We start from the raw sequence: 20167 nt of genomic DNA, 5'->3' as shown, positions 1-20167 counted from the left end.
TTGATTTCCGGCAGCCGACCATTGAGGAGCAAGAGTGATGGAAACCCGCACGCCAAACACGTTGCCGTTCCATCGCTTGGCCGTTTTTCCGGTTTTATTGGCTCAATTTGTCGTTTTGCTGATCGCCGCATTGGCGCTTTGGTATTGGCATGGAGTCGTAGCCGGATATTCAGGACTCTGCGGAGGCCTGATAGCCTTGCTGCCCAATATGTATTTTGCTCACAGGGCCTTTCGGTTTTCCGGCGCCCGAGCAGCCCAGGCTATCGTCCGGTCTTTTTATGCCGGCGAGGCGGGGAAACTGATTTTGACGGCAGTGCTGTTTGCACTGACCTTTGCAGGTGTGAAGCCATTGGCGCCGCTGGCTGTATTCGGCGTCTTCGTGTTGACCCAACTGGTCAGCTGGTTCGCTCCCCTGCTAATGAAAACAAGACTTTCGAAACCTTAGGGCGTTTGAGGCAACCATGGCAGAAACAACCGCTTCGGGCTATATCCAGCACCACTTGCAGAACCTGACCTTCGGTCAGCTTCCTAATGGCGGCTGGGGCTTTGCCCACTCCGCAGCAGAGGCCAAAGAAATGGGCTTCTGGGCTTTCCACCTGGACACTCTGGGCTGGTCGGTCGCATTGGGTCTGATCTTCGTCCTGATTTTCCGCATGGCGGCAAAGAAGGCAACGTCCGGTCAGCCAGGTGCTTTGCAGAACTTCGTTGAAGTACTGGTCGAATTCGTCGATGGCAGCGTGAAAGACAGCTTCCATGGCCGTAGCCCGGTGATTGCACCGTTGGCACTGACCATCTTCGTCTGGGTGTTCCTGATGAACGCCGTCGACCTGATCCCGGTCGACTGGATTCCTCAGTTGGCCATCCTGATTACGGGCGATGCGCACATTCCATTCCGTGCCGTATCGACGACTGACCCTAACGCCACCCTGGGCATGGCCCTGTCGGTGTTTGCGTTGATCATTTTCTACAGCATCAAGGTCAAAGGCATCGGCGGCTTTATCGGCGAACTGACTCTGCACCCGTTCGGCAGCAAGAACATCTTCGTTCAAGCCCTGCTGATTCCGGTGAACTTCCTGCTGGAATTCGTGACCCTGATCGCCAAGCCGATTTCCCTGGCGCTGCGACTGTTCGGCAACATGTATGCCGGCGAGCTGGTGTTCATTCTGATCGCTGTGATGTTCGGCAGTGGTCTGCTCTGGCTTAGCGGCCTGGGCGTGGTTCTGCAGTGGGCGTGGGCTGTGTTCCACATCCTGATCATTACCCTGCAGGCCTTCATCTTCATGATGCTGACCATCGTCTACCTGTCGATGGCACACGAAGAGAACCATTAAGACCAGTCTCGACTAGTCTGATGTCCTTCCCGGTGAAACGGGAAGGTGGCCCACCAGGGCTATGAAACGATTTGTTTTACCGCTTTAAAATCTAAAAAACCTAAACCATACGACGTAAAAGTCGGGAGGAAAGATGGAAACTGTAGTTGGTCTAACCGCTATCGCTGTTGCACTGTTGATCGGCCTGGGCGCCCTGGGTACTGCCATTGGTTTCGGCCTGCTGGGCGGCAAATTCCTGGAAGGCGCAGCGCGTCAACCAGAAATGGTTCCAATGCTGCAAGTTAAAATGTTCATCGTCGCCGGCCTGCTCGACGCCGTGACCATGATCGGCGTTGGTATCGCTCTGTTCTTCACCTTCGCGAACCCCTTCGTTGGTCAACTCGCTGGCTAATCACTCGAATTTTCGAGTTGATTGGAGTGATGGACAACGAATGAGCGAGGTGTTGGCGTGAACATTAATGCAACCCTGATTGGCCAATCCGTTGCGTTCTTCATTTTTGTAGTGTTTTGCATGAAGTTCGTGTGGCCTCCGGTCATCGCGGCTTTGCACGAACGTCAGAAGAAGATCGCTGATGGCTTGGACGCTGCCAGCCGTGCAGCTCGCGACCTGGAGTTGGCCCAAGAGAAAGTGGGTCATCAACTGCGCGATGCTAAAGCACAGGCAGCTGAAATCATTGAGCAAGCCAAGAAGCGCGGTAACCAGATCGTCGAAGAGGCTGTTGAAAAAGCCCGCGTCGAAGCTGACCGTGTGAAGGCTTCGGCTCATGCCGAGATCGAACAGGAACTGAACGGCGTCAAAGACGCGCTGCGTGCCCAACTGGGTGCTCTGGCGGTCGGCGGTGCTGAGAAGATCCTCGGTGCCACAATCGATCAAAACGCGCACGCGGAGCTGGTTAACAAACTGGCTGCTGAAATTTAAGCGAGGGCGATCATGGCAGAACTGACCACGTTGGCCCGACCTTACGCTAAGGCAGCCTTCGAGCACGCCCAGGCCCACCAGCAGCTGGCCTCTTGGTCAGCCATGCTCGGCCTGGCTGCAGCAGTGTCGCAAGACGACACCATGCAGCGCGTGCTCAAGGCCCCGCGCCTGACGAGCGCAGACAAGGCCGCCACTTTTATTGAAGTGTGCGGCGACAAGTTTGATGTGAAAGTGCAGAACTTCATCCACGTCGTTGCCGAAAACGACCGTCTCCCGCTTTTGCCGGAGATTGCCGCTCTGTTCGACCTGTACAAGGCCGAAGCAGAGAAATCGGTAGACGTTGAAGTGACCAGTGCTTTTGCATTGAACCAAGAACAGCAAGACAAACTCGCCAAGGTTCTCAGTGCACGACTCAATCGGGAAGTGCGCCTGCAAGCTTCGGAGGACGCATCCCTGATTGGTGGTGTTGTTATCCGTGCCGGCGACCTGGTTATCGATGGCTCGATTCGCGGCAAAATCGCGAAACTTGCCGAAGCATTGAAATCTTGAGTTTGAAGGGGCAGCAGAGCAATGCAGCAACTCAATCCTTCCGAAATAAGTGAAATTATCAAGGGCCGCATCGACAAGCTCGATGTGACCTCCCAAGCCCGTAACGAAGGCACTGTCGTCAGCGTATCTGACGGCATCGTGCGGATTCACGGTCTGGCCGACGTTATGTACGGCGAGATGATCGAGTTTCCGGGCGGCGTCTACGGTATGGCCCTCAACCTGGAGCAAGACTCCGTAGGTGCCGTTGTATTGGGCGCGTACACCAGTCTGGCTGAAGGCATGAGCGCCAAGTGCACCGGCCGCATCCTGGAGGTTCCGGTTGGTAAGGAACTGCTGGGTCGCGTAGTCGACGCACTGGGTAACCCTGTTGACGGTAAAGGTCCACTGGGCAACACCGAGACCGACGCGGTCGAGAAAGTTGCTCCAGGCGTGATCTGGCGTAAGTCGGTAGACCAGCCTGTACAGACTGGCTACAAGGCTGTCGATGCCATGATCCCTGTCGGCCGTGGCCAGCGTGAGCTGATCATCGGTGACCGTCAGATCGGTAAAACCGCTCTGGCGATCGACGCGATCATCAACCAGAAGAACAGCGGCATTTTCTGCGTCTACGTAGCCATCGGTCAGAAGCAATCGACCATCGCCAACGTGGTTCGCAAGCTGGAAGAAAACGGCGCCCTGGCCAACACGATCATCGTGGCTGCCAGTGCTTCGGAATCTCCTGCGCTGCAATTCCTGGCACCGTACTCCGGTTGCACCATGGGTGAATTCTTCCGCGACCGCGGTGAAGACGCGCTGATCGTTTATGACGATCTGTCCAAGCAAGCAGTGGCTTACCGCCAGATTTCCCTGCTGCTGCGCCGTCCACCAGGCCGTGAAGCCTACCCAGGCGACGTGTTCTATCTCCACTCCCGTCTGCTGGAGCGCGCATCCCGCGTTTCGGAAGAATACGTAGAGAAGTTCACCAACGGCGCAGTGACCGGCAAAACCGGTTCCCTGACCGCACTGCCGATCATCGAAACCCAGGCTGGCGACGTTTCCGCGTTCGTTCCGACCAACGTGATTTCCATCACCGACGGTCAGATCTTCCTGGAATCGGCCATGTTCAACTCGGGCATCCGCCCTGCAGTGAACGCCGGTGTTTCGGTATCCCGTGTGGGTGGTGCCGCTCAGACCAAGATCATCAAGAAGCTCTCCGGTGGTATCCGTACCGCTCTGGCTCAGTACCGTGAACTGGCGGCATTCGCCCAGTTCGCTTCTGACCTGGACGAAGCGACCCGTAAGCAACTTGAGCATGGTCAGCGCGTTACCGAGCTGATGAAGCAGAAGCAATACGCCCCAATGTCGATCGCTGACATGGCGTTGTCGCTGTATGCCGCTGAGCGTGGGTTCCTGACCGACGTTGAAATCGCCAAGGTCGGCAGCTTTGAACAAGCGCTGATTGCTTACTTCAACCGCGATCACGCCGAATTGATGGCGAAGATCAACGTGAAGGGTGACTTCAATGACGATATCGACGCTGGCATGAAAGCCGGTATCGAGAAGTTCAAGGCCACCCAAACCTGGTAAGCCGCAGCGGGAGCCGCAAGGCTCCCGCTTGCTAACCTGATAGGTGTTACATGGCAGGCGCAAAAGAGATTCGCAGTAAGATTGCGAGCATCAAAAGCACGCAAAAAATTACCAGCGCCATGGAAAAAGTGGCGGTCAGCAAAATGCGCAAGGCACAAATGCGCATGGCTGCTAGCCGTCCTTATGCGGAACGTATCCGCCAGGTAATTGGGCATCTGGCCAACGCCAACCCGGAATACCGCCACCCGTTCATGATCGAACGCGCCGTCAAGCGTGTGGGTTATGTGGTAGTGAGCAGTGACCGTGGTTTGTGCGGTGGTTTGAATACCAACCTGTTCAAGGCCCTGGTCAAGGACATGGCGGTAAACCGCGAAAACGGCGTCGAGATCGATCTGTGTGTTGTTGGTAGCAAGGGTGCGGCCTTTTTCCGTAACTTCGGCGGTAACGTCGTTGCAGCTATCAGCCACCTGGGTGAAGAGCCGTCGATCAATGATTTGATCGGCAGTGTGAAGGTGATGCTGGATGCGTACCTGGAAGGCCGGATTGACCGCCTGTCCGTGGTATCCAACAAGTTCATCAACACCATGACCCAGCAGCCAACCGTGGAGCAATTGATTCCACTGGTGGCGACTCCGGATCAGGAACTCAAGCACCACTGGGACTACCTCTACGAACCAGACGCCAAAGAGCTGCTTGACGGCTTGATGGTGCGCTACGTGGAGTCGCAGGTGTACCAGGCGGTGGTCGAGAACAACGCAGCTGAACAAGCGGCGCGGATGATCGCGATGAAAAACGCTACCGATAACGCCGGTGATCTGATCAGCGATTTGCAGTTGATCTACAACAAGGCGCGTCAGGCTGCGATCACCCAAGAGATCTCGGAAATCGTCGGCGGCGCTGCCGCGGTTTAACGGTTCAAATATTCAGAGGATCCAGCTATGAGTAGCGGACGTATCGTTCAAATCATCGGCGCCGTTATCGACGTGGAATTTCCACGCGACAGCGTACCGAGCATCTACAACGCGCTGAAAGTACAAGGCGCGGAAACTACTCTGGAAGTTCAGCAGCAGCTGGGCGACGGCGTAGTTCGTACCATTGCGATGGGTTCCACCGAAGGCTTGAAGCGCGGTCTGGACGTTGTCGACACTGGCGCTGCCATCTCCGTACCAGTCGGTAAAGCGACCCTGGGCCGGATCATGGACGTACTGGGCAACCCGATTGACGAAGCTGGCCCGATCGACACCGAAGAGCGCTGGGGCATTCACCGTCCAGCACCTTCGTTCGCCGAACAAGCTGGCGGCAACGACCTGCTGGAAACCGGCATCAAGGTTATCGACCTGGTTTGCCCGTTCGCCAAGGGCGGTAAAGTCGGTCTGTTCGGTGGTGCCGGTGTAGGCAAGACCGTAAACATGATGGAACTGATCCGTAACATCGCCATCGAGCACAGCGGTTATTCCGTGTTCGCTGGTGTGGGTGAGCGTACTCGTGAGGGTAACGACTTCTACCACGAGATGAAGGACTCCAACGTTCTGGACAAAGTGGCACTGGTTTACGGTCAGATGAACGAGCCGCCGGGAAACCGTCTGCGCGTAGCACTGACTGGCCTGACCATGGCCGAGAAGTTCCGTGACGAAGGTAACGACGTTCTGCTGTTCGTCGACAACATCTACCGTTACACCCTGGCCGGTACTGAAGTATCCGCACTGCTGGGCCGTATGCCTTCGGCAGTAGGTTACCAGCCGACCCTGGCTGAAGAGATGGGCGTTCTGCAAGAACGTATCACTTCGACCAAGGAAGGTTCGATCACTTCGATCCAAGCGGTATACGTACCTGCGGATGACTTGACCGACCCGTCGCCTGCGACCACCTTCGCCCACTTGGACGCCACCGTCGTACTGTCCCGTGACATCGCTTCCCTGGGTATCTACCCAGCGGTCGATCCACTCGACTCGACTTCGCGCCAGCTGGACCCGAACGTGATCGGCCAGGAGCACTACGACACCGCTCGCGGCGTTCAGTACGTGCTGCAGCGTTACAAAGAACTGAAGGACATCATTGCGATCCTGGGTATGGACGAGCTGTCGGAAACCGACAAGCAGTTGGTATCCCGCGCTCGTAAGATCCAGCGCTTCTTGTCGCAGCCGTTCTTCGTGGCTGAAGTCTTCACCGGTGCCTCGGGTAAATACGTTTCCCTGAAAGACACCATTGCTGGCTTCAAAGGCATCCTCAACGGTGACTACGACCACCTGCCAGAACAAGCGTTCTACATGGTCGGCGGCATCGAAGAAGCGATCGAGAAAGCCAAGAAACTGTAATCCAAGCGCCCGGCAACGGGCGCTCATCAGGTTGAGGCAATCAGATGGCTATGACAGTCCATTGCGATATCGTCAGCGCGGAAGGGGAAATCTTCTCCGGTCTGGTAGAAATGGTGATTGCACACGGCGACCTGGGTGACCTGGGTATTGCCATGGGCCACGCGCCGTTGATCACCAGCTTGAAGCCAGGTCCGATCACGCTGACCAAGCAAGGCGGGGAAAAAGAGGTGTTTTACATCTCTGGTGGTTTCCTCGAGGTTCAGCCGAACATGGTCAAGGTACTTGCCGACACTGTGCAACGTGCTGGCGACCTGGATGAAGCCTCCGCTCAGGAAGCCGTCAAGGCTGCCGAGAAAGCCCTGAACGAAAAGGGTGCGGACTTCGACTACAGCGCTGCTGCTGTACGTCTGGCTGAGGCTGCAGCTCAGCTGCGCACGCTCCAGCAGATCCGTAAGAAGTAAGCGGCCACGCCGTCATGCTTCATGCGCGATTGATTAAAAAGGGTAGCCTCGGCTACCCTTTTTCTTTTTCAGCAAAACACTTCGTTGGTCTGACGCCGGACCGCCCAGGATTGGTAGCCATTCATGTCTCTTGAAATCGTCATTCTCGCCGCAGGCCAGGGCACCCGTATGCGTTCGGCCCTGCCCAAGGTGCTGCACCCGGTTGCCGGCAACTCCATGCTTGGCCATGTTATCCACAGCGCTCGACAACTCGACCCACAGCGCATTCACGTGGTGATCGGTCACGGTGCGGACGTGGTGCGTGAACGCCTCGCCGCAGACGACTTGAATTTCGTTCTCCAAGATAAGCAATTGGGTACCGGCCACGCCACTGCGCAGGCGGTGCCGTTCATCACCGCCGATACGGTGTTGATCCTCTACGGCGACGTACCGTTGATCGAAGTGGAAACCCTGCAACGCCTCCTCAAGCACGTCGTGCCTGGCCAGATGGGCCTGCTGACCGTCGAACTGGACGACCCTACCGGCTATGGGCGCATCGTGCGTAATGCCGACGGCAAGGTCGCGGCTATCGTGGAGCACAAGGACGCAAGCGAGGCCCAACGCGCGATCACCGAAGGCAACACCGGCATTCTCGCAGTACCGGCCAATAAGCTCGCTGACTGGATGAGCCGTCTGTCCAACAACAACGCCCAAGGCGAGTACTACCTCACCGACGTCATCGAAATGGCCGTGAGCGATGGCCTGCTGGTCGCCACCGAACAACCCCACGACCCGATGGAAGTGCAGGGCGCCAACGACCGTAAGCAGCTTGCAGAGCTTGAACGCCACTACCAGTTGCGCGAAGGTCGTCGCCTGATGGCCCAGGGTGTGACCCTGCGCGACCCGGCACGCTTCGATGTGCGCGGAGAAGTCAGCGTGGGTCGCGATGTGCTGATCGATATCAACGTGATCCTCGAAGGCCGTGTGATCATCGAAGACGACGTGGTGATCGGCCCTAACTGTGTGATCAAGGACAGTACCCTGCGCAAGGGGGCGGTGATCAAGGCCAACAGCCATATCGATGGCGCCGTAATGGGGGAGGGCAGCGATGCCGGCCCGTTTGCGCGGCTGCGTCCGGGGACAGTGATGGGCGCCAGGGCGCACGTTGGCAATTTCGTCGAGCTGAAAAACGCGAAAATGGGTGACGATGCGAAGGCCGGCCACTTGGCCTATCTCGGTGATGCCGTGATCGGTGCTCGCAGCAACATCGGCGCTGGCGCAATCACCTGCAACTACGACGGTGCCAACAAGTACCAGACCACTATTGGTGAGGACGTATTTATCGGCTCGAATAACTCGTTGATTGCGCCAGTGACTATCGGTGATGGTTCGAACACTGCCGCGGGCTCAACCATCAACCAGGATGTGGATAAGTCCCAACTGGCCGTAGCCCGCGCCCGCCAACGCAATATCGACGGCTGGAAACGCCCGGTCAAAATCAAAAAGACCTGAGTTATCCACAATTTCACAGGCAGCATAACGCCAATGTGGGAGGGGGCTTGCTCCCGATGGCGGTGGTTCAGTCGATGCAAAGTTGACTGATCTGCCGCGATCGGGAGCAAGCCCCCTCCCACATTTGTTTTGTATAGCTTGAAAAAATGAGGTTTGCTGCTTGACGATCTTTCGCCGATAGGTTTTGATTGCCTTCGTTATCTTTCGAAACGAAACTTATCATCGCCATGTCGAAACGAAATACACCCCAACGGCGCCACAACATCCTGACCTTGCTCAATGAACAGGGCGAAGTCAGCGTGGACGAATTGGCCAAGCGTTTCGAAACCTCGGAAGTTACCATCCGCAAGGACCTGGCGGCGCTGGAAAGCAACGGCCTGTTGCTGCGCCGCTACGGTGGCGCAATCACCATGCCTCAGGAGCTGGTGGGCGATGCCACTCAACCGGTGTCGGTCTACAAGCGTGCGATTGCGCGTGCTGCGGTCATGCGCCTGCGCGAACACGCACGCATCATTATCGACAGCGGCAGCACCACCGCCGCGATGATCCCCGAGCTGGGCCACCAGCCCGGCCTGGTGGTGATGACCAACTCCCTGCACGTGGCCAGCGCCTTGAGCGAACTGGAACACGAGCCGGTGTTGTTGATGACCGGCGGCACCTGGGACCCGCATTCGGATTCGTTCCAGGGCCAGGTCGCCGAGCAAGTGCTGCGATCCTACGACTTTGATCAACTGTTCATCGGCGCCGACGGCATCGATTTGCAGCGTGGTACCACCACCTTCAACGAATTGCTGGGCCTGAGCCGTGTCATGGCCGAGGTCGCCCGTGAAGTGGTGGTGATGGTCGAATCGGACAAGATCGGCCGCAAGATTCCCAACCTGGAACTGCCCTGGAGCAGCGTCCATACCCTTATCACCGATGATCGCCTGCCGCTTGAGGCCCGCGACCAGATCCAAGCCCGCGGCATTACGCTGATATGCGCGGCAATCATCTAGGAGAAACACCATGTGTGGCATCGTAGGCGCAGTCGCTGAACGTAACGTAACCGCCATCCTGCTCGAAGGCCTCAAGCGCCTGGAATACCGTGGCTATGACAGCGCCGGTGTGGCCGTCTTCACCAATGCCGGCAAGCTCGAGCGCATGCGCCGCCCGGGCAAGGTCAGCGAGTTGGAGCAAGCCCTGCTTGGCGAGCCGCTGGTCGGTCGCCTGGGGATTGCCCACACCCGTTGGGCGACCCACGGTGCGCCGTGCGAACGCAATGCCCACCCGCACTTCTCCGGTGACCTGGCGGTGGTCCATAACGGCATCATCGAAAACCACGAAGTGCTGCGTGAACAACTCAAAGGCTTGGGTTATGTGTTCACCTCGGACACCGACACCGAAGTCATCGCTCACCTGCTCAACCATAAACTCAAGGACCTTGGCGACCTGACCGTCGCCCTGAAGGCCACGGTCAAGGAACTGCACGGTGCCTATGGCCTGGCCGTGGTCAGCGCCAGCCAGCCCGACCGCGTGGTTGCCGCCCGCAGTGGCAGCCCGTTGGTGATCGGCCTGGGCCTGGGTGAAAACTTCCTCGCCTCCGACCAACTGGCCCTGCGCCAAGTCACCGACCGCTTCATGTACCTGGAAGAAGGCGATATCGCCGACATCCGCCGTGAAAGCGTGCAGATCTGGGACGTTAACGGTCAATCCGTCGAGCGCGAAGCCGTGCAATACCGCGACGGTGCCGAAGCCGCCGACAAAGGTGAATACCGCCACTTCATGCTCAAGGAAATCCACGAGCAGCCAGCCGTGGTGCAACGCACCCTGGAAGGTCGCCTGAGCCAGAACCAGGTACTGGTCAACGCCTTCGGTCCGCAAGCTGCCGAACTGTTTGCCAAAGTGCGCAACGTGCAGATCGTGGCTTGCGGTACCAGCTACCACGCCGGCATGGTTGCCCGTTACTGGCTGGAAGAACTGGCCGGCATCCCGTGCCAGGTGGAAGTCGCCAGTGAGTTCCGCTACCGCAAGGTGGTGGTGCAACCCGATACCCTGTTCGTGACCATCTCCCAGTCCGGCGAAACCGCCGACACCCTGGCGGCCCTGCGCAATGCCAAGGAGCTGGGCTTCCTGGCCAGCCTGGCCATCTGCAACGTCAGCATCAGCTCCCTGGTGCGCGAATCCGACCTGACCTTGCTGACCCAGGCCGGTCGCGAAATCGGCGTGGCCTCCACCAAAGCCTTCACCACCCAACTGGTTGGCCTGTTGTTGCTCACCCTGTCCCTGGGCCAGGTTCGCGGCACCCTGGCCGAAGGCGTTGAAGCGACCCTGGTCGAAGAACTGCGCCGCCTGCCAACCCGCCTGGGTGAAGCCCTGGCAATGGACAGCACCGTGGAAAAAGTCGCAGAACTGTTCGCCGACAAGAACCACACCCTGTTCCTTGGCCGTGGCGCGCAATACCCAGTGGCGATGGAAGGCTCACTCAAGCTCAAGGAAATTTCGTACATCCACGCCGAAGCCTACCCGGCCGGTGAGCTCAAACACGGCCCATTGGCCCTGGTGGATGACGACATGCCGGTGGTCACCGTGGCGCCGAACAACGAACTGTTGGAAAAACTCAAATCCAACCTGCAGGAAGTCCGCGCCCGTGGCGGTCAACTGGTAGTGTTCGCCGATGAGAAAGCCGGCATGACCAACGGGGAAGGCACCCACGTCATCAACATGCCGCACATCAATGACACCCTGTCGCCGATCCTCTACACCATCCCGCTGCAACTGCTGTCGTACTACGTTGCCGTGCTCAAGGGCACCGACGTGGACCAGCCGCGCAACCTGGCGAAGTCGGTGACGGTGGAGTAACCCGCTACGCCCTGGAGACCCGCCCGGGTCTCCAGGCTACCGCGAAAGGACGCGACCTCGATGCAAACCCCCTCCCTGATCCACCAACGTCTGAACAACCGCCGATTCACCGTCGCCAACAACGCCCAAGGACTATCTGGCGCGGGTACGGTGTTTCATTACCTTGTTGAAGGTGATGCCATTTCCGGCACTTACCAGGGCGGGCGGATTCGGCTGGGTACGCAAGTGGGGCGAGTGACCGGTGTGGATACCATTGAACTGCTGTATCAGTGCCTGACGCTGGAAGGTGAGCTGCTGTCCGGTTGGTCACGTGGCAGGGTCGGCCTGGATCAAGCCGGGCGGCCTACCCTGAGTTTTGTATGGGGCTGGTTGTCGGGCGCGTCGGGAGGCGGAGAGTCAAACTATGTCGAGCTTGTCGAGCGTGTGAGTTATTCCTAAGGCACAAACTCCACCTTCAACCCCCGACCCGCACTGCGCCCCTGATCATCCGTAACCCGCAACCTATATTCCCCCGACTTGCCCGGCCGCCAGTTCAGCGTGGTTTGCGGCGGGCCTTGGCCGATCAAGGTTTGATCAGCAAACCAATACAGCATCGCCGCATCGCTGGCGGCGTTGGCATTCAGCGGGATGCTTTCCTGCGGCTGGGACAGGCGCAACTGATAGCTCACCTGGGTCAACGGCGAACGGATCTGCGGTGCTTCGCTTGAATCACTGAGGCGGTTGGGCTGGCAGTTTTTCATCACGTTGGGCGGTGTGCGCCTTGGCAGTCCGGCGGCGCGGTACAGGCGTTGCACGTCGCTGGGCCAGAATTCGAAGACTTCTTCGCGGGTGTATTGCGCCTCGAACGGCGGGCATGCGGCCTTGCCGGTGCGGGTGTCGATCAGCACCGGGCGGTGCAGGTTGGACACGCGAATCGGCGACACGCCCGGGATGTACCAGGTCTTGCGGGTTTGCGGGCACCAGCGGTTGGGCAGTTCACCGGAGGCGGCGCAGACGTCGATGCGCACCAGTCCAGCGGGCGGCTTGTCAGGCTTGATCACCACCGTGGGTAAGGCCAGGGGCAGGGCGTCGGCGATGCGGAAGAACAGCGGCGCAGCGGTCTTGGCACCGATAAACGCCGGGTTCGGTCGGCCGTCGAAGTTACCCACCCACACCACCAACACATAGGGGCCGACCAGGCCGGCGCTCCACGCATCGTGAAAGCCCCAGGAGGTGCCGGTTTTCCACGCGGTGCGCCAGTGACGGCCCGGCAGGCCATCCGGGCGTGGGTTGCGCCGCAGCATGTCGCGCACCATAAAGGCCGCCTGGGGCGTGAGCAGTGGGGCGCCCGTGGTCTGGGGCTGTTCCTGCACATAGCGCAACGGGCGCAGGTGCCCATCGCCAGCCAGCATTACATACAGCTGCGCCAGTTCTTCCGGGGTCATCTCACCGCCACCCAGGGCCAAGGCCAGGCCGTAATGGCTTTCGTCGCGCAGGCCTTTGATTCCAGCGCGTTGCAGCAGCCCGTACAAGGACGGCGACTTGACTTGGCTGGCCAGCCACACTGCCGGGATGTTGCGACTACGGATCAGGGCATCTCGCGCTGTCAGCGGGCCGACAAAACTGCCGTCGAAGTTTTCTGGCTGGAAGTAGCCGAAGTTACTCGGCAGGTCTTTGAGGATGCTCATGGGGTGGATCACCCCTTGATCGAGCGCAAGCCCATACAGAAACGGTTTGAGCGTGGAACCGGGCGAGCGTCGCGACAGCACGCCGTTGACCTGCCCGTGGATGCCTGTGGATAAGTAATCCGCCGAACCCACCAGCGCTTTGACGCTCTGGTCGCGGCTGTCGATCAGGATCGCCGTGGCGTTTTCCACACCCGTACTGCGTCGCTCGGCGATAAAGCCGGTGATCAGGCGTTCGAGCAATTGTTGCAACGGCAGGTTGAGGGTGCTGTTCAGTTCATTACCGACCTGGGAGGCCAGCAGCTGTTCACTCAGGTGCGGTGCCAGGAACGGGATCTGCTGGCGGTTGCGCGCTTCGAGGGGCAATTGCAGCAGACTGTCGTTACGCGGGTCTTGTGAATAAGTCTCGCGCCAGTCGTTCATCAAGCGCAGGCGGGCGTTTTGCAGCGACGGCCCGAAGCGTGCGCGCCGGCCTGGCTGCTGGGGAATCACCGCCAGCGCCAGCGCCTCGGACAACGACAGCTGCGCCGCCGACTTGCCGAAATAGATACGACTCGCCGCCTCGGCCCCTTCGATATTGCCGCCCATGGGCGCCAGGTTCAGGTAGGCCTCCAGGATGTCGTGCTTGCTGTAGCGTGCTTCCAGCCACAGCGCCAACGCCATCTGCTGCAATTTGCCTGGCACCTGGCGTGTGTTCAGGTCCCACAAGCGCCGTGCCAATTGCATGCTCAAGGTCGAGCCGCCCTGGCGCTGGCCACCGCTGTAGGTGGCCATGGCGGCGCGCAGCAATGCCGGGGGATTGATCCCCGGGTGCCAGTAGAAATTGCGGTCTTCCTTGAGCAACAAGGCTTCGACCAGTGAAGGAGAGATCCGCTCCAGCGGTAGCCATAAGCGGTATTGCCCGTCATCCGCCAACGTCATGCGCAGCAGCGAACCGTCGTCGGCCAGTACCACCCGCGATGAGGTCACAGTCTGCTCGAGCGGGGCATGGGGCCACAGCCGCAAACCCGCCAGCACCACCACCGCTGCGAGCAGCGGCGGCGTCAGGCGTTTAAGGCTTGGTAATTTCAAGCTGGCCTACTTTGCCGCGCCCTTGCAGGGTGGTTTCGTACATGCCTTCGGCGTAGGCCGGTGGCGTGTTGAAGGTACCGGCGTTGGTGGCGCGCACGCGGTACACGAACGTGCCGACATCACGCAGTGCGGTGCCGTACAACACCACCCGATCATCACGCACGTCCACATACTCCGGCTGCCAGTTGCTCAGTTCGGTTTCACCGATGGGCGCTTGCCAGCTTTGTTCTTCCTGGCTGTCTTCTTCGACGTACTCGGACTCTTCACCCTCACTTTCCTCGCTGCTGGCGGCTTCCGGCTCCGGCGGCAAGTTATACACAGGCTCGACGCCACCGGGCAGCAGGTCGACCACGGCCACTTGCTGCACCTGATCGCGGTCGGTAGCCCGCAGGCGCAGGCGCACCAGGAACTCATCACCCACGGCGACCTTGCTCACCGGCTCGCCCTTGAGGTCGAGGTATTCGTGGATGATTTCCAGCCCGTTATTGATCGGCTTGAGCTTGGCGCCCTTGTCGAAACCGGCTTCGCTGAGCATGTAGAACGCAGCCGGACCGTCGGATTTTTCCATCAACAGTTTTTGCGTGTTGCCCGGCACGGCGGCGCGCGGCGGCTGACCGGCCATCTCCAGCAATTGCTGTTGCTTGTCACCCAGCCAAGCGGTGGCCTTGAGGGTCATTTCGTTTTGCGCACGCTGGCCGTAGTTGTCCAGCGCGCGCAGCAACAGGGCCGCCGACAGCGAGTTGTAACGCTGTTCGTTGAGGCGCTTGCCGAGTTTATCCAGCAACGCCGTGGGCACATCGTCCATCAGCTCAGGGAAGTGGCGCGCCAGCAGGTGCAGGTGTTCGGCGTCGTGCACCAGCGGGTCATAATACAGGCCATCGCTGTCCCACTTATCCACAAGCGAACGCCATGGGATTTTGCGGAACAGCGTATCGGCCTGGCGATCCTGCTTGAGCAGCTTGTAACTGGCCGCCAGGTAAGCGGCGCCCAAGTCGTTCTGCCAGCTGTCCTTGAAGTAGCTTTCGTAGCGTTCGCGGATATCGCTCAACGCACCACTTACCAGAATCCCCTGACGGCTCAACAGGTAACTGGCGTAGGCACGGTTGCGCAATTCCGACAGGCCTTCGCTAGGACCATTGGCCAGGTCTGTCAGATACGCATTCGAGCGCACCAGCAGGTCCTCCGGCACTGGCAACCCGCGTTCCTTGGCTTCGATGAGGAAGTCGGTGGCGTAGAGGCTGGCGTACGGTGCCACGTCCGGGTTGGCCGCCCACAAACCAAAGCCGCCGGCCTGGTTCTGGCGTTGGCGCAGCATGCGTACCGCGCTGCCGAAGGCTTGTTCGGCCTCGGGTGCATTGCCGCCCCAGATCAATGCCGGCATGGCTTTGGACACCAGTTGCTCGGTGCAGGCGTAGCCGTAGTCATCCAGGTAATGCTTGAGGCCGTTGGCCCATACCAGCGGCGAGGCGGCCACGCCCAGTTGCACGTCGCGCAGTTGGCTGAACAGCTCGCGAGTGGGTTTGAGCTCCTTGCTGGCGCTGTCGAAGCGGCCCAGGCTCAGGGCAACGCGATGTTCGCTCAGAGGGCGGATCGAGGTGGTTTCCGCCACCTGGATACGTTTGCCGTCCGGCAGCACTGCGACAAAACGCAGGTCTGCCGAGCCGAGGGTGTCGCCGACCTTGATCTTGAACTCGGCTGTGCCTTCCTTGCGCGGTTGCAGCGACAAGGTATTGCCCTTGTCGCCCTGCACAACCAGGCCAGCGCTGGTCTGCACTTCAAACTTCACGTCCGCCGCCGCGTCGAGGTTACTGAACACCCCGGCGCTGACGTTGAACACATCCCCCGGCGCCACAAAGGCCGGCACGTTTGGCGTGATCACGATCGGCCCGCGCACCTCGGTATTGGCTTCGCTGACGCCGACACTGTCGCTGTCCACTGCCACCGCGAACAGGTGCAGCTTGCCGTTGAAACTGTCCGGCACCTGGTAATGCAGCACGGTTTCACCGGCCGGTAAGTCCACCAGCCCGGACCACCAAGCCACCGGCGGCTGATGTTTACGCTTGAACGGGTTGAGATGATTGGCCAGGGCGCCTTCCGTATCGCCACCGGGCGCTGCCCCACTGAGCAGGCGGCTGAATTCCGGCAGGATCAGGTCAAGGATCTGACTGGTGCCGACCTCCAGCGCACGCTTCTGGAAGAAGAAGCCCAGCGGGTCCGGCGTCTGGTAGCGCGCCACTTGCAGGATGCCTTCGTCTACCGCGTACACCACCGCGCGGCCCGGACGGTCAGCGTTGACCTTGATATCCAGCGTCTGCCCCGGCTCAATCTTCGCCGGGCCTTCAACCTTCAATGCCATGCGTCGGGCATCCAGGTTGATGCTGAACGGCACCACGCCGTATGACAGCGGGCTCATGTACACCTCGGCCGAACCCATATCGCGCACAAACTGCACGTTGACGTAGGCATTGCCCTCAAGCCCCGCAGGTACGCGGATGTGCTGCACGCTGTTGGTGCTGTCGGCTTTGAACCATTGCTGGGTGTAGACCTTGTCGCGTTCGATGGTGATCAAGCCGGCACCGGTATACGGGGCACGAATGCTGATGGCGATCTCATCACCGGTGGCGTAACTGCGTTTATCCAGGCGCAATTGCAGTTCGGCATTGCGTTCCAGCGAGCGCGACGTGTTGCCACGTCCGGCCACGCTGTAGTCGATTTGGTTGAGCAGGTTGCCGTTGGCGTCTTTCAGTTGCAGGGTGAAATCGCCCGGCGCTGACGTGTTCAACGTCTGCTTGGCGCCTTCTTTCGTCATCGCCAGCGGCGAGGCGGGCTGGCTGATGTTTTTGATGCGCGACTCGTACTTGTAGGTGCCGTTGGACTGTTTCACCAGCACCGACACATAACGGTGTTCGACCACTTCGCTGGTCAGGCCGTCCACCGCCACCGGCGTAAGGTCCGGCGCGACGGCCAGCCATTGCACCTGGCGCGGCGCATCCTTGGCGACGTACGACAGCGAATCCTGACTTTTCACACCGACCAGATAAGGTGCGGACGACACCAGCAAGGCACTTTGCGCCGCGACATTACGGCCGCCTTCGGCCTCGAACACCTGGGTCATCACCTGCAGGCGGTAGGTGCTGTTGGCGAAGCGTTGCAGGTTGAGGTCGAGCACGGCCTGGCCGTTGTCGTCGACGGTGGTTTCGGCCAGGTCTTCGGTGCTGGCCTCTTCCAGGGCATCGTTGAGGCGGAAACGGTAATCCGGGTAACGGTCAAACGCTGCGAGCGTCGGGCTCAGGGACATCTTCGCGGTGACACGACGCCCTGATGCCGGAGCGCCGAATAGGTGCATGGCGGTGACCTTGGCCACCACCTGGTCCGGTGGAATCCAACCCTGAACAGGCGTGTCATGCAGGCTCAGGCTGACCTTCATGCGGTCCGGCTCGAAGTCGCGGACCTTGAAGTTGACGCTGCCCAGGTCGGTGCGGGTTTGCTTTTCGCCAATCAACTGCAGGGTCGCGGTGTACTCCCCGGCGGGGGCGACTTCGCTGCTGGGGAAATCAAAGGTCTCAAAACCGCTGGCGGACAGCTTCAGCGGCTGGCGAATCACCTCCAGCCCGCGCGGGTCGGTGATTTGCAGCTCCACCGGCAAGCCTTGCAGTGCGCCCTTCCAGTTGCCGCTGCGCACGATCATGCCCAGATGTGCCGTTTCGCCCGGCCGGTACAGGCCACGGTCGGTAAACAGGTAGGCGCTGAGGCGATCAATCGCGCCGTCCTCTTCCAAACCGCCTACGTCGAAACGCGACAAATCCAACTGCTGGGACTGGCGGGCGATCGGCAGGAACGACTGGTCATTGCCGCGAGTGACCACATACATCAGCGGCGTTTTCTCACGGCGCAGTTCATCGAGCTTGGCGAAATGCGCGTGGCCTTCGCCGTCAGTGTGGCCGCTGCTCACCGGCAAACCGTTGCGGCCGATGATGTCGACTTGCGCGTCGGCGACTGGCGAACCATTGCCGATGGACTGCACATACACATCGTGGCTGCCATCGCTGGAACGCTTGGCGATGATGCCCAAGTCCGTCACCACGATAAAACGCAGGTCGCTGGTGCTGCTGCGGTCGTACTCGAACGTGCGCGGGGCCGGGTCATCCTGCGGGCTGAGCTTGAGCACGAAAATGCCGCGCCGGCCGCCATTGGCGGTGAGGTAGCGGCTGAGGTCGACATTGTCGTAGACGGTTTTCGCCGGGTCATTGGATGACAGCGGGATATCCAACGACTGACGCTCGACCATGCGATCGAAATACTCATTGCCGAAATTCGGCCGGGCAAAGCTGCCGCTGCTCTGGTCCACCAGGTGTTGCAGCTGGTTGGGCAGCAAGCGGGCGATTTCTACATGGGCGCCGGGTACACCACGGGCCATAAAGCCCAGGCGTTTTTCACCGTTGAGGCTGAGCAAGGCGCCGTCAGACAGGAACTGAAGGGTGCGCGGGTACGCCGGCATGCTGATCAGCGACGCCGTAGGATTCTTCGCCAGATAGCCGCCGATGGCTTCCAGGTTGGCGGGCACGCGTACATACACCGCACGGCCTGCCGGGGCCTTGAACTTGAAGGCGTGCAAGGTATTCAGCGGTTCGACGCTGGGCACGTGGGTCAGGTTGACCTTGGTGCTGCGGGCGAGCAGGGCGTCATCTATGTCGTTGCTGTTGTAGGGACGCGTGTCGTCCTGGGCTTTTTCCGGCAGCAACCAGGCCTGGACCTTACCAGCGATGGTTTCGTCGGCTACGGCGCTGGAGCTGCTGAACATCAGGACCGGCTCCGGCTCGCCACGTGCGTTGTCGACAAAGCTGACTTCGGCCCCGGTGAAGGTCAGGCGATAGCGACCGGGCACGGTGACTTCCGCCACCAGTGGGGCGGCGCTGGCGTTGCCGCCGTCGCGGGCCTTGATGCCGTCGTCGAGTTTGGCGCTGACCGGCGTGCTTTCCAGTGGGGTAGCCAGGGCGGCGGAGCGTACGTAGGCGTTGAGTTTTTTCTCGTCGAAGGTGATTTCCGGGCGGTTGGGCAACTGGGCGTCGCGGTAGGCCAGGCCTTTGCCGAGGGTTACTGTGACGCGCTTGCGTAGGCTGTCTTCATCCACCGGGTGGGAAAAATGGAAGGTCGCCACCAGCTGTTTCAGTGTCGGATTGGACGGGTCCTGATACAGCTCGTTTTGCGCCAGGGTGGCGCGGAACGGTTGGGTGGAAAACTGCGTGCTGTATTGGTCCAGCAACACGCCGTCGGCCAGCAGGTTTTTCTTTGCCAGGTCGACGGTGTAATGAGCGTCGATGGGCCAGTCTTTTTCCGGTACGAACAACAGGCTGCGGTCATCCGCCCAGCGCCAGGTGCCCGCGACCGCGGGTTTGAGGGTGATGCCCTCGGTGACCGGCTTGCCGATGGCCGCCAGCGGGGCCACGGACTCGCCGAAACGCACCTGCAAGTTATCCACAACCGGTGTTTGCTGGGTGTAATCGGTGAGGTTCGGTTTGTGCAGCGAATAGCTCGCGGTATGCGGCTGCGGCATGTTGGAATACCAGTGCCAGCCATAGAAGCCGGCGGCGGCCAGCAAGACCAGCCCTAATAAACCGGCACCGGTTTGACGTGGATAAGCGCGGGCTTTGCTGCCCAGGTTCGCCAGCCCACGGCCGATGGCACGCAGCCAGGCCGGCGGATGCCATTGGCCAAAGACGGCCCCCACCACAGTCAATAACGCACCGACAATGCGGCGGCTGATCGCTTTGAACGAATCGAACATGGTGAGCATCCCTGGCTAAGTGCGGCGTATCTTACACGCGTCTTTGATACAAAAGATGACGCGATTCGCCGCCCCGCTAGGCGTGTTGCATGTAAGAGCGAGTCAGCTACCACTATGTTGTCTGACACACCGTCATCGGGGGCAAGCCCCCTCCCACATGTTGATCGTTATTTGGCT

At 59.9% G+C, this 20167-nt stretch carries 15 protein-coding genes; 13 read left to right on the top strand and 2 right to left on the bottom strand.

Annotated elements, in window-relative coordinates; all coding sequences use genetic code 11:
• Positions 1-37 precede the first annotated feature (37 nt).
• From QCBJ_RS17265 to QCBJ_RS17205, 13 genes are all read left to right on the top strand, one after another.
• Entirely contained in the window at positions 38-445 is a 408-nt protein-coding gene (locus tag QCBJ_RS17265) for a F0F1 ATP synthase subunit I (protein WP_015886649.1), read from the top strand.
• A 16-nt stretch (positions 446-461) separates the two neighbouring features.
• Positions 462-1331 carry a F0F1 ATP synthase subunit A gene (atpB, locus tag QCBJ_RS17260; protein WP_015886648.1) on the top strand — a complete coding sequence of 290 codons (870 nt, stop codon included), beginning with the start codon at positions 462-464 and terminating at the stop codon, positions 1329-1331.
• Between the two features lie 133 nt (positions 1332-1464).
• Positions 1465-1722: a F0F1 ATP synthase subunit C gene (atpE, locus tag QCBJ_RS17255; RefSeq protein ID WP_002555987.1), complete on the top strand. Its 258-nt coding sequence runs from the start codon at positions 1465-1467 to the stop codon at positions 1720-1722.
• 57 nt (positions 1723-1779) lie between these two features.
• Positions 1780-2250, top strand: coding sequence for a F0F1 ATP synthase subunit B (locus QCBJ_RS17250; protein WP_015886647.1), 471 nt, complete (start codon positions 1780-1782; stop codon positions 2248-2250).
• A gap of 12 nt (positions 2251-2262) precedes the next feature.
• Positions 2263-2799: a F0F1 ATP synthase subunit delta gene (locus QCBJ_RS17245; RefSeq protein WP_015886646.1), complete on the top strand. Its 537-nt coding sequence runs from the start codon at positions 2263-2265 to the stop codon at positions 2797-2799.
• A gap of 21 nt (positions 2800-2820) precedes the next feature.
• Entirely contained in the window at positions 2821-4365 is a 1545-nt protein-coding gene (gene atpA, locus QCBJ_RS17240) for a F0F1 ATP synthase subunit alpha (protein ID WP_003177064.1), read from the top strand.
• A 50-nt stretch (positions 4366-4415) separates the two neighbouring features.
• Entirely contained in the window at positions 4416-5276 is an 861-nt protein-coding gene (atpG, locus tag QCBJ_RS17235; protein ID WP_003195829.1) for a F0F1 ATP synthase subunit gamma, read from the top strand.
• A 27-nt stretch (positions 5277-5303) separates the two neighbouring features.
• Positions 5304-6680 carry a F0F1 ATP synthase subunit beta gene (gene atpD, locus QCBJ_RS17230; protein ID WP_015886645.1) on the top strand — a complete coding sequence of 459 codons (1377 nt, stop codon included), beginning with the start codon at positions 5304-5306 and terminating at the stop codon, positions 6678-6680.
• A gap of 44 nt (positions 6681-6724) precedes the next feature.
• A complete protein-coding gene (locus QCBJ_RS17225) occupies positions 6725-7141 on the top strand; it encodes a F0F1 ATP synthase subunit epsilon (RefSeq protein WP_015886644.1) in 417 nt (138 codons plus the stop codon).
• Positions 7142-7264: 123 nt separating this feature from the next.
• Positions 7265-8632, top strand: a complete 1368-nt coding sequence (glmU, locus tag QCBJ_RS17220; protein ID WP_015886643.1) for a bifunctional UDP-N-acetylglucosamine diphosphorylase/glucosamine-1-phosphate N-acetyltransferase GlmU — start codon at positions 7265-7267, stop codon at positions 8630-8632.
• 227 nt (positions 8633-8859) lie between these two features.
• Positions 8860-9627 (top strand): DeoR/GlpR family DNA-binding transcription regulator, encoded by a 768-nt coding sequence (locus QCBJ_RS17215; RefSeq protein ID WP_015886642.1) that lies wholly within the window; start codon positions 8860-8862, stop codon positions 9625-9627.
• Between the two features lie 10 nt (positions 9628-9637).
• Complete coding sequence (gene glmS, locus QCBJ_RS17210) at positions 9638-11470, top strand: glutamine--fructose-6-phosphate transaminase (isomerizing) (RefSeq protein ID WP_015886641.1); 1833 nt, start codon at positions 9638-9640, stop codon at positions 11468-11470.
• Between the two features lie 60 nt (positions 11471-11530).
• Positions 11531-11908, top strand: a complete 378-nt coding sequence (locus QCBJ_RS17205; RefSeq protein WP_102061238.1) for a hypothetical protein — start codon at positions 11531-11533, stop codon at positions 11906-11908.
• Here QCBJ_RS17205 and pbpC read toward each other — a convergent pair.
• The gene (pbpC, locus tag QCBJ_RS17200) at positions 11905-14205 is read right to left on the bottom strand and encodes a penicillin-binding protein 1C (protein WP_102061237.1); all 2301 of its coding nucleotides are present in this window, start codon (positions 14203-14205) and stop codon (positions 11905-11907) included. The two genes, QCBJ_RS17205 and pbpC, sit on opposite strands and share 4 nt — an antisense overlap.
• Positions 14186-19990, bottom strand: coding sequence for an MG2 domain-containing protein (locus tag QCBJ_RS17195; protein WP_102061270.1), 5805 nt, complete (start codon positions 19988-19990; stop codon positions 14186-14188). Before QCBJ_RS17195 ends, pbpC begins: the two co-directional genes overlap by 20 nt.
• Positions 19991-20167: the final 177 nt, after the last annotated feature.

Origin of the sequence: Pseudomonas sp. QC2, assembly GCF_002859085.1 — a bacterium.
GTDB classification, from domain to species: Bacteria; Pseudomonadota; Gammaproteobacteria; order Pseudomonadales; family Pseudomonadaceae; genus Aquipseudomonas; species Aquipseudomonas petroselini.
The sequence above is the reverse complement of the archived record's forward strand: the minus strand, read 5'-3'. Positions and strand labels throughout refer to the sequence as shown.

What these genes read in the sequence shown, in the direction of transcription:
- QCBJ_RS17265 (WP_015886649.1), top strand. Translation starts at nt 38, where the DNA reads ATGGAAACCCGCACGCCAAACACGTTGCCGTTCCATCGCTTGGCCGTT.
- atpB (WP_015886648.1), top strand. Translation starts at nt 462, where the DNA reads ATGGCAGAAACAACCGCTTCGGGCTATATCCAGCACCACTTGCAGAAC.
- atpE (WP_002555987.1), top strand. Translation starts at nt 1,465, where the DNA reads ATGGAAACTGTAGTTGGTCTAACCGCTATCGCTGTTGCACTGTTGATC.
- QCBJ_RS17245 (WP_015886646.1), top strand. Translation starts at nt 2,263, where the DNA reads ATGGCAGAACTGACCACGTTGGCCCGACCTTACGCTAAGGCAGCCTTC.
- atpA (WP_003177064.1), top strand. Translation starts at nt 2,821, where the DNA reads ATGCAGCAACTCAATCCTTCCGAAATAAGTGAAATTATCAAGGGCCGC.
- atpG (WP_003195829.1), top strand. Translation starts at nt 4,416, where the DNA reads ATGGCAGGCGCAAAAGAGATTCGCAGTAAGATTGCGAGCATCAAAAGC.
- atpD (WP_015886645.1), top strand. Translation starts at nt 5,304, where the DNA reads ATGAGTAGCGGACGTATCGTTCAAATCATCGGCGCCGTTATCGACGTG.
- QCBJ_RS17225 (WP_015886644.1), top strand. Translation starts at nt 6,725, where the DNA reads ATGGCTATGACAGTCCATTGCGATATCGTCAGCGCGGAAGGGGAAATC.
- glmU (WP_015886643.1), top strand. Translation starts at nt 7,265, where the DNA reads ATGTCTCTTGAAATCGTCATTCTCGCCGCAGGCCAGGGCACCCGTATG.
- QCBJ_RS17215 (WP_015886642.1), top strand. Translation starts at nt 8,860, where the DNA reads ATGTCGAAACGAAATACACCCCAACGGCGCCACAACATCCTGACCTTG.
- glmS (WP_015886641.1), top strand. Translation starts at nt 9,638, where the DNA reads ATGTGTGGCATCGTAGGCGCAGTCGCTGAACGTAACGTAACCGCCATC.
- QCBJ_RS17205 (WP_102061238.1), top strand. Translation starts at nt 11,531, where the DNA reads ATGCAAACCCCCTCCCTGATCCACCAACGTCTGAACAACCGCCGATTC.
- QCBJ_RS17195 (WP_102061270.1), bottom strand. Translation starts at nt 19,990, where the DNA reads ATGTTCGATTCGTTCAAAGCGATCAGCCGCCGCATTGTCGGTGCGTTA.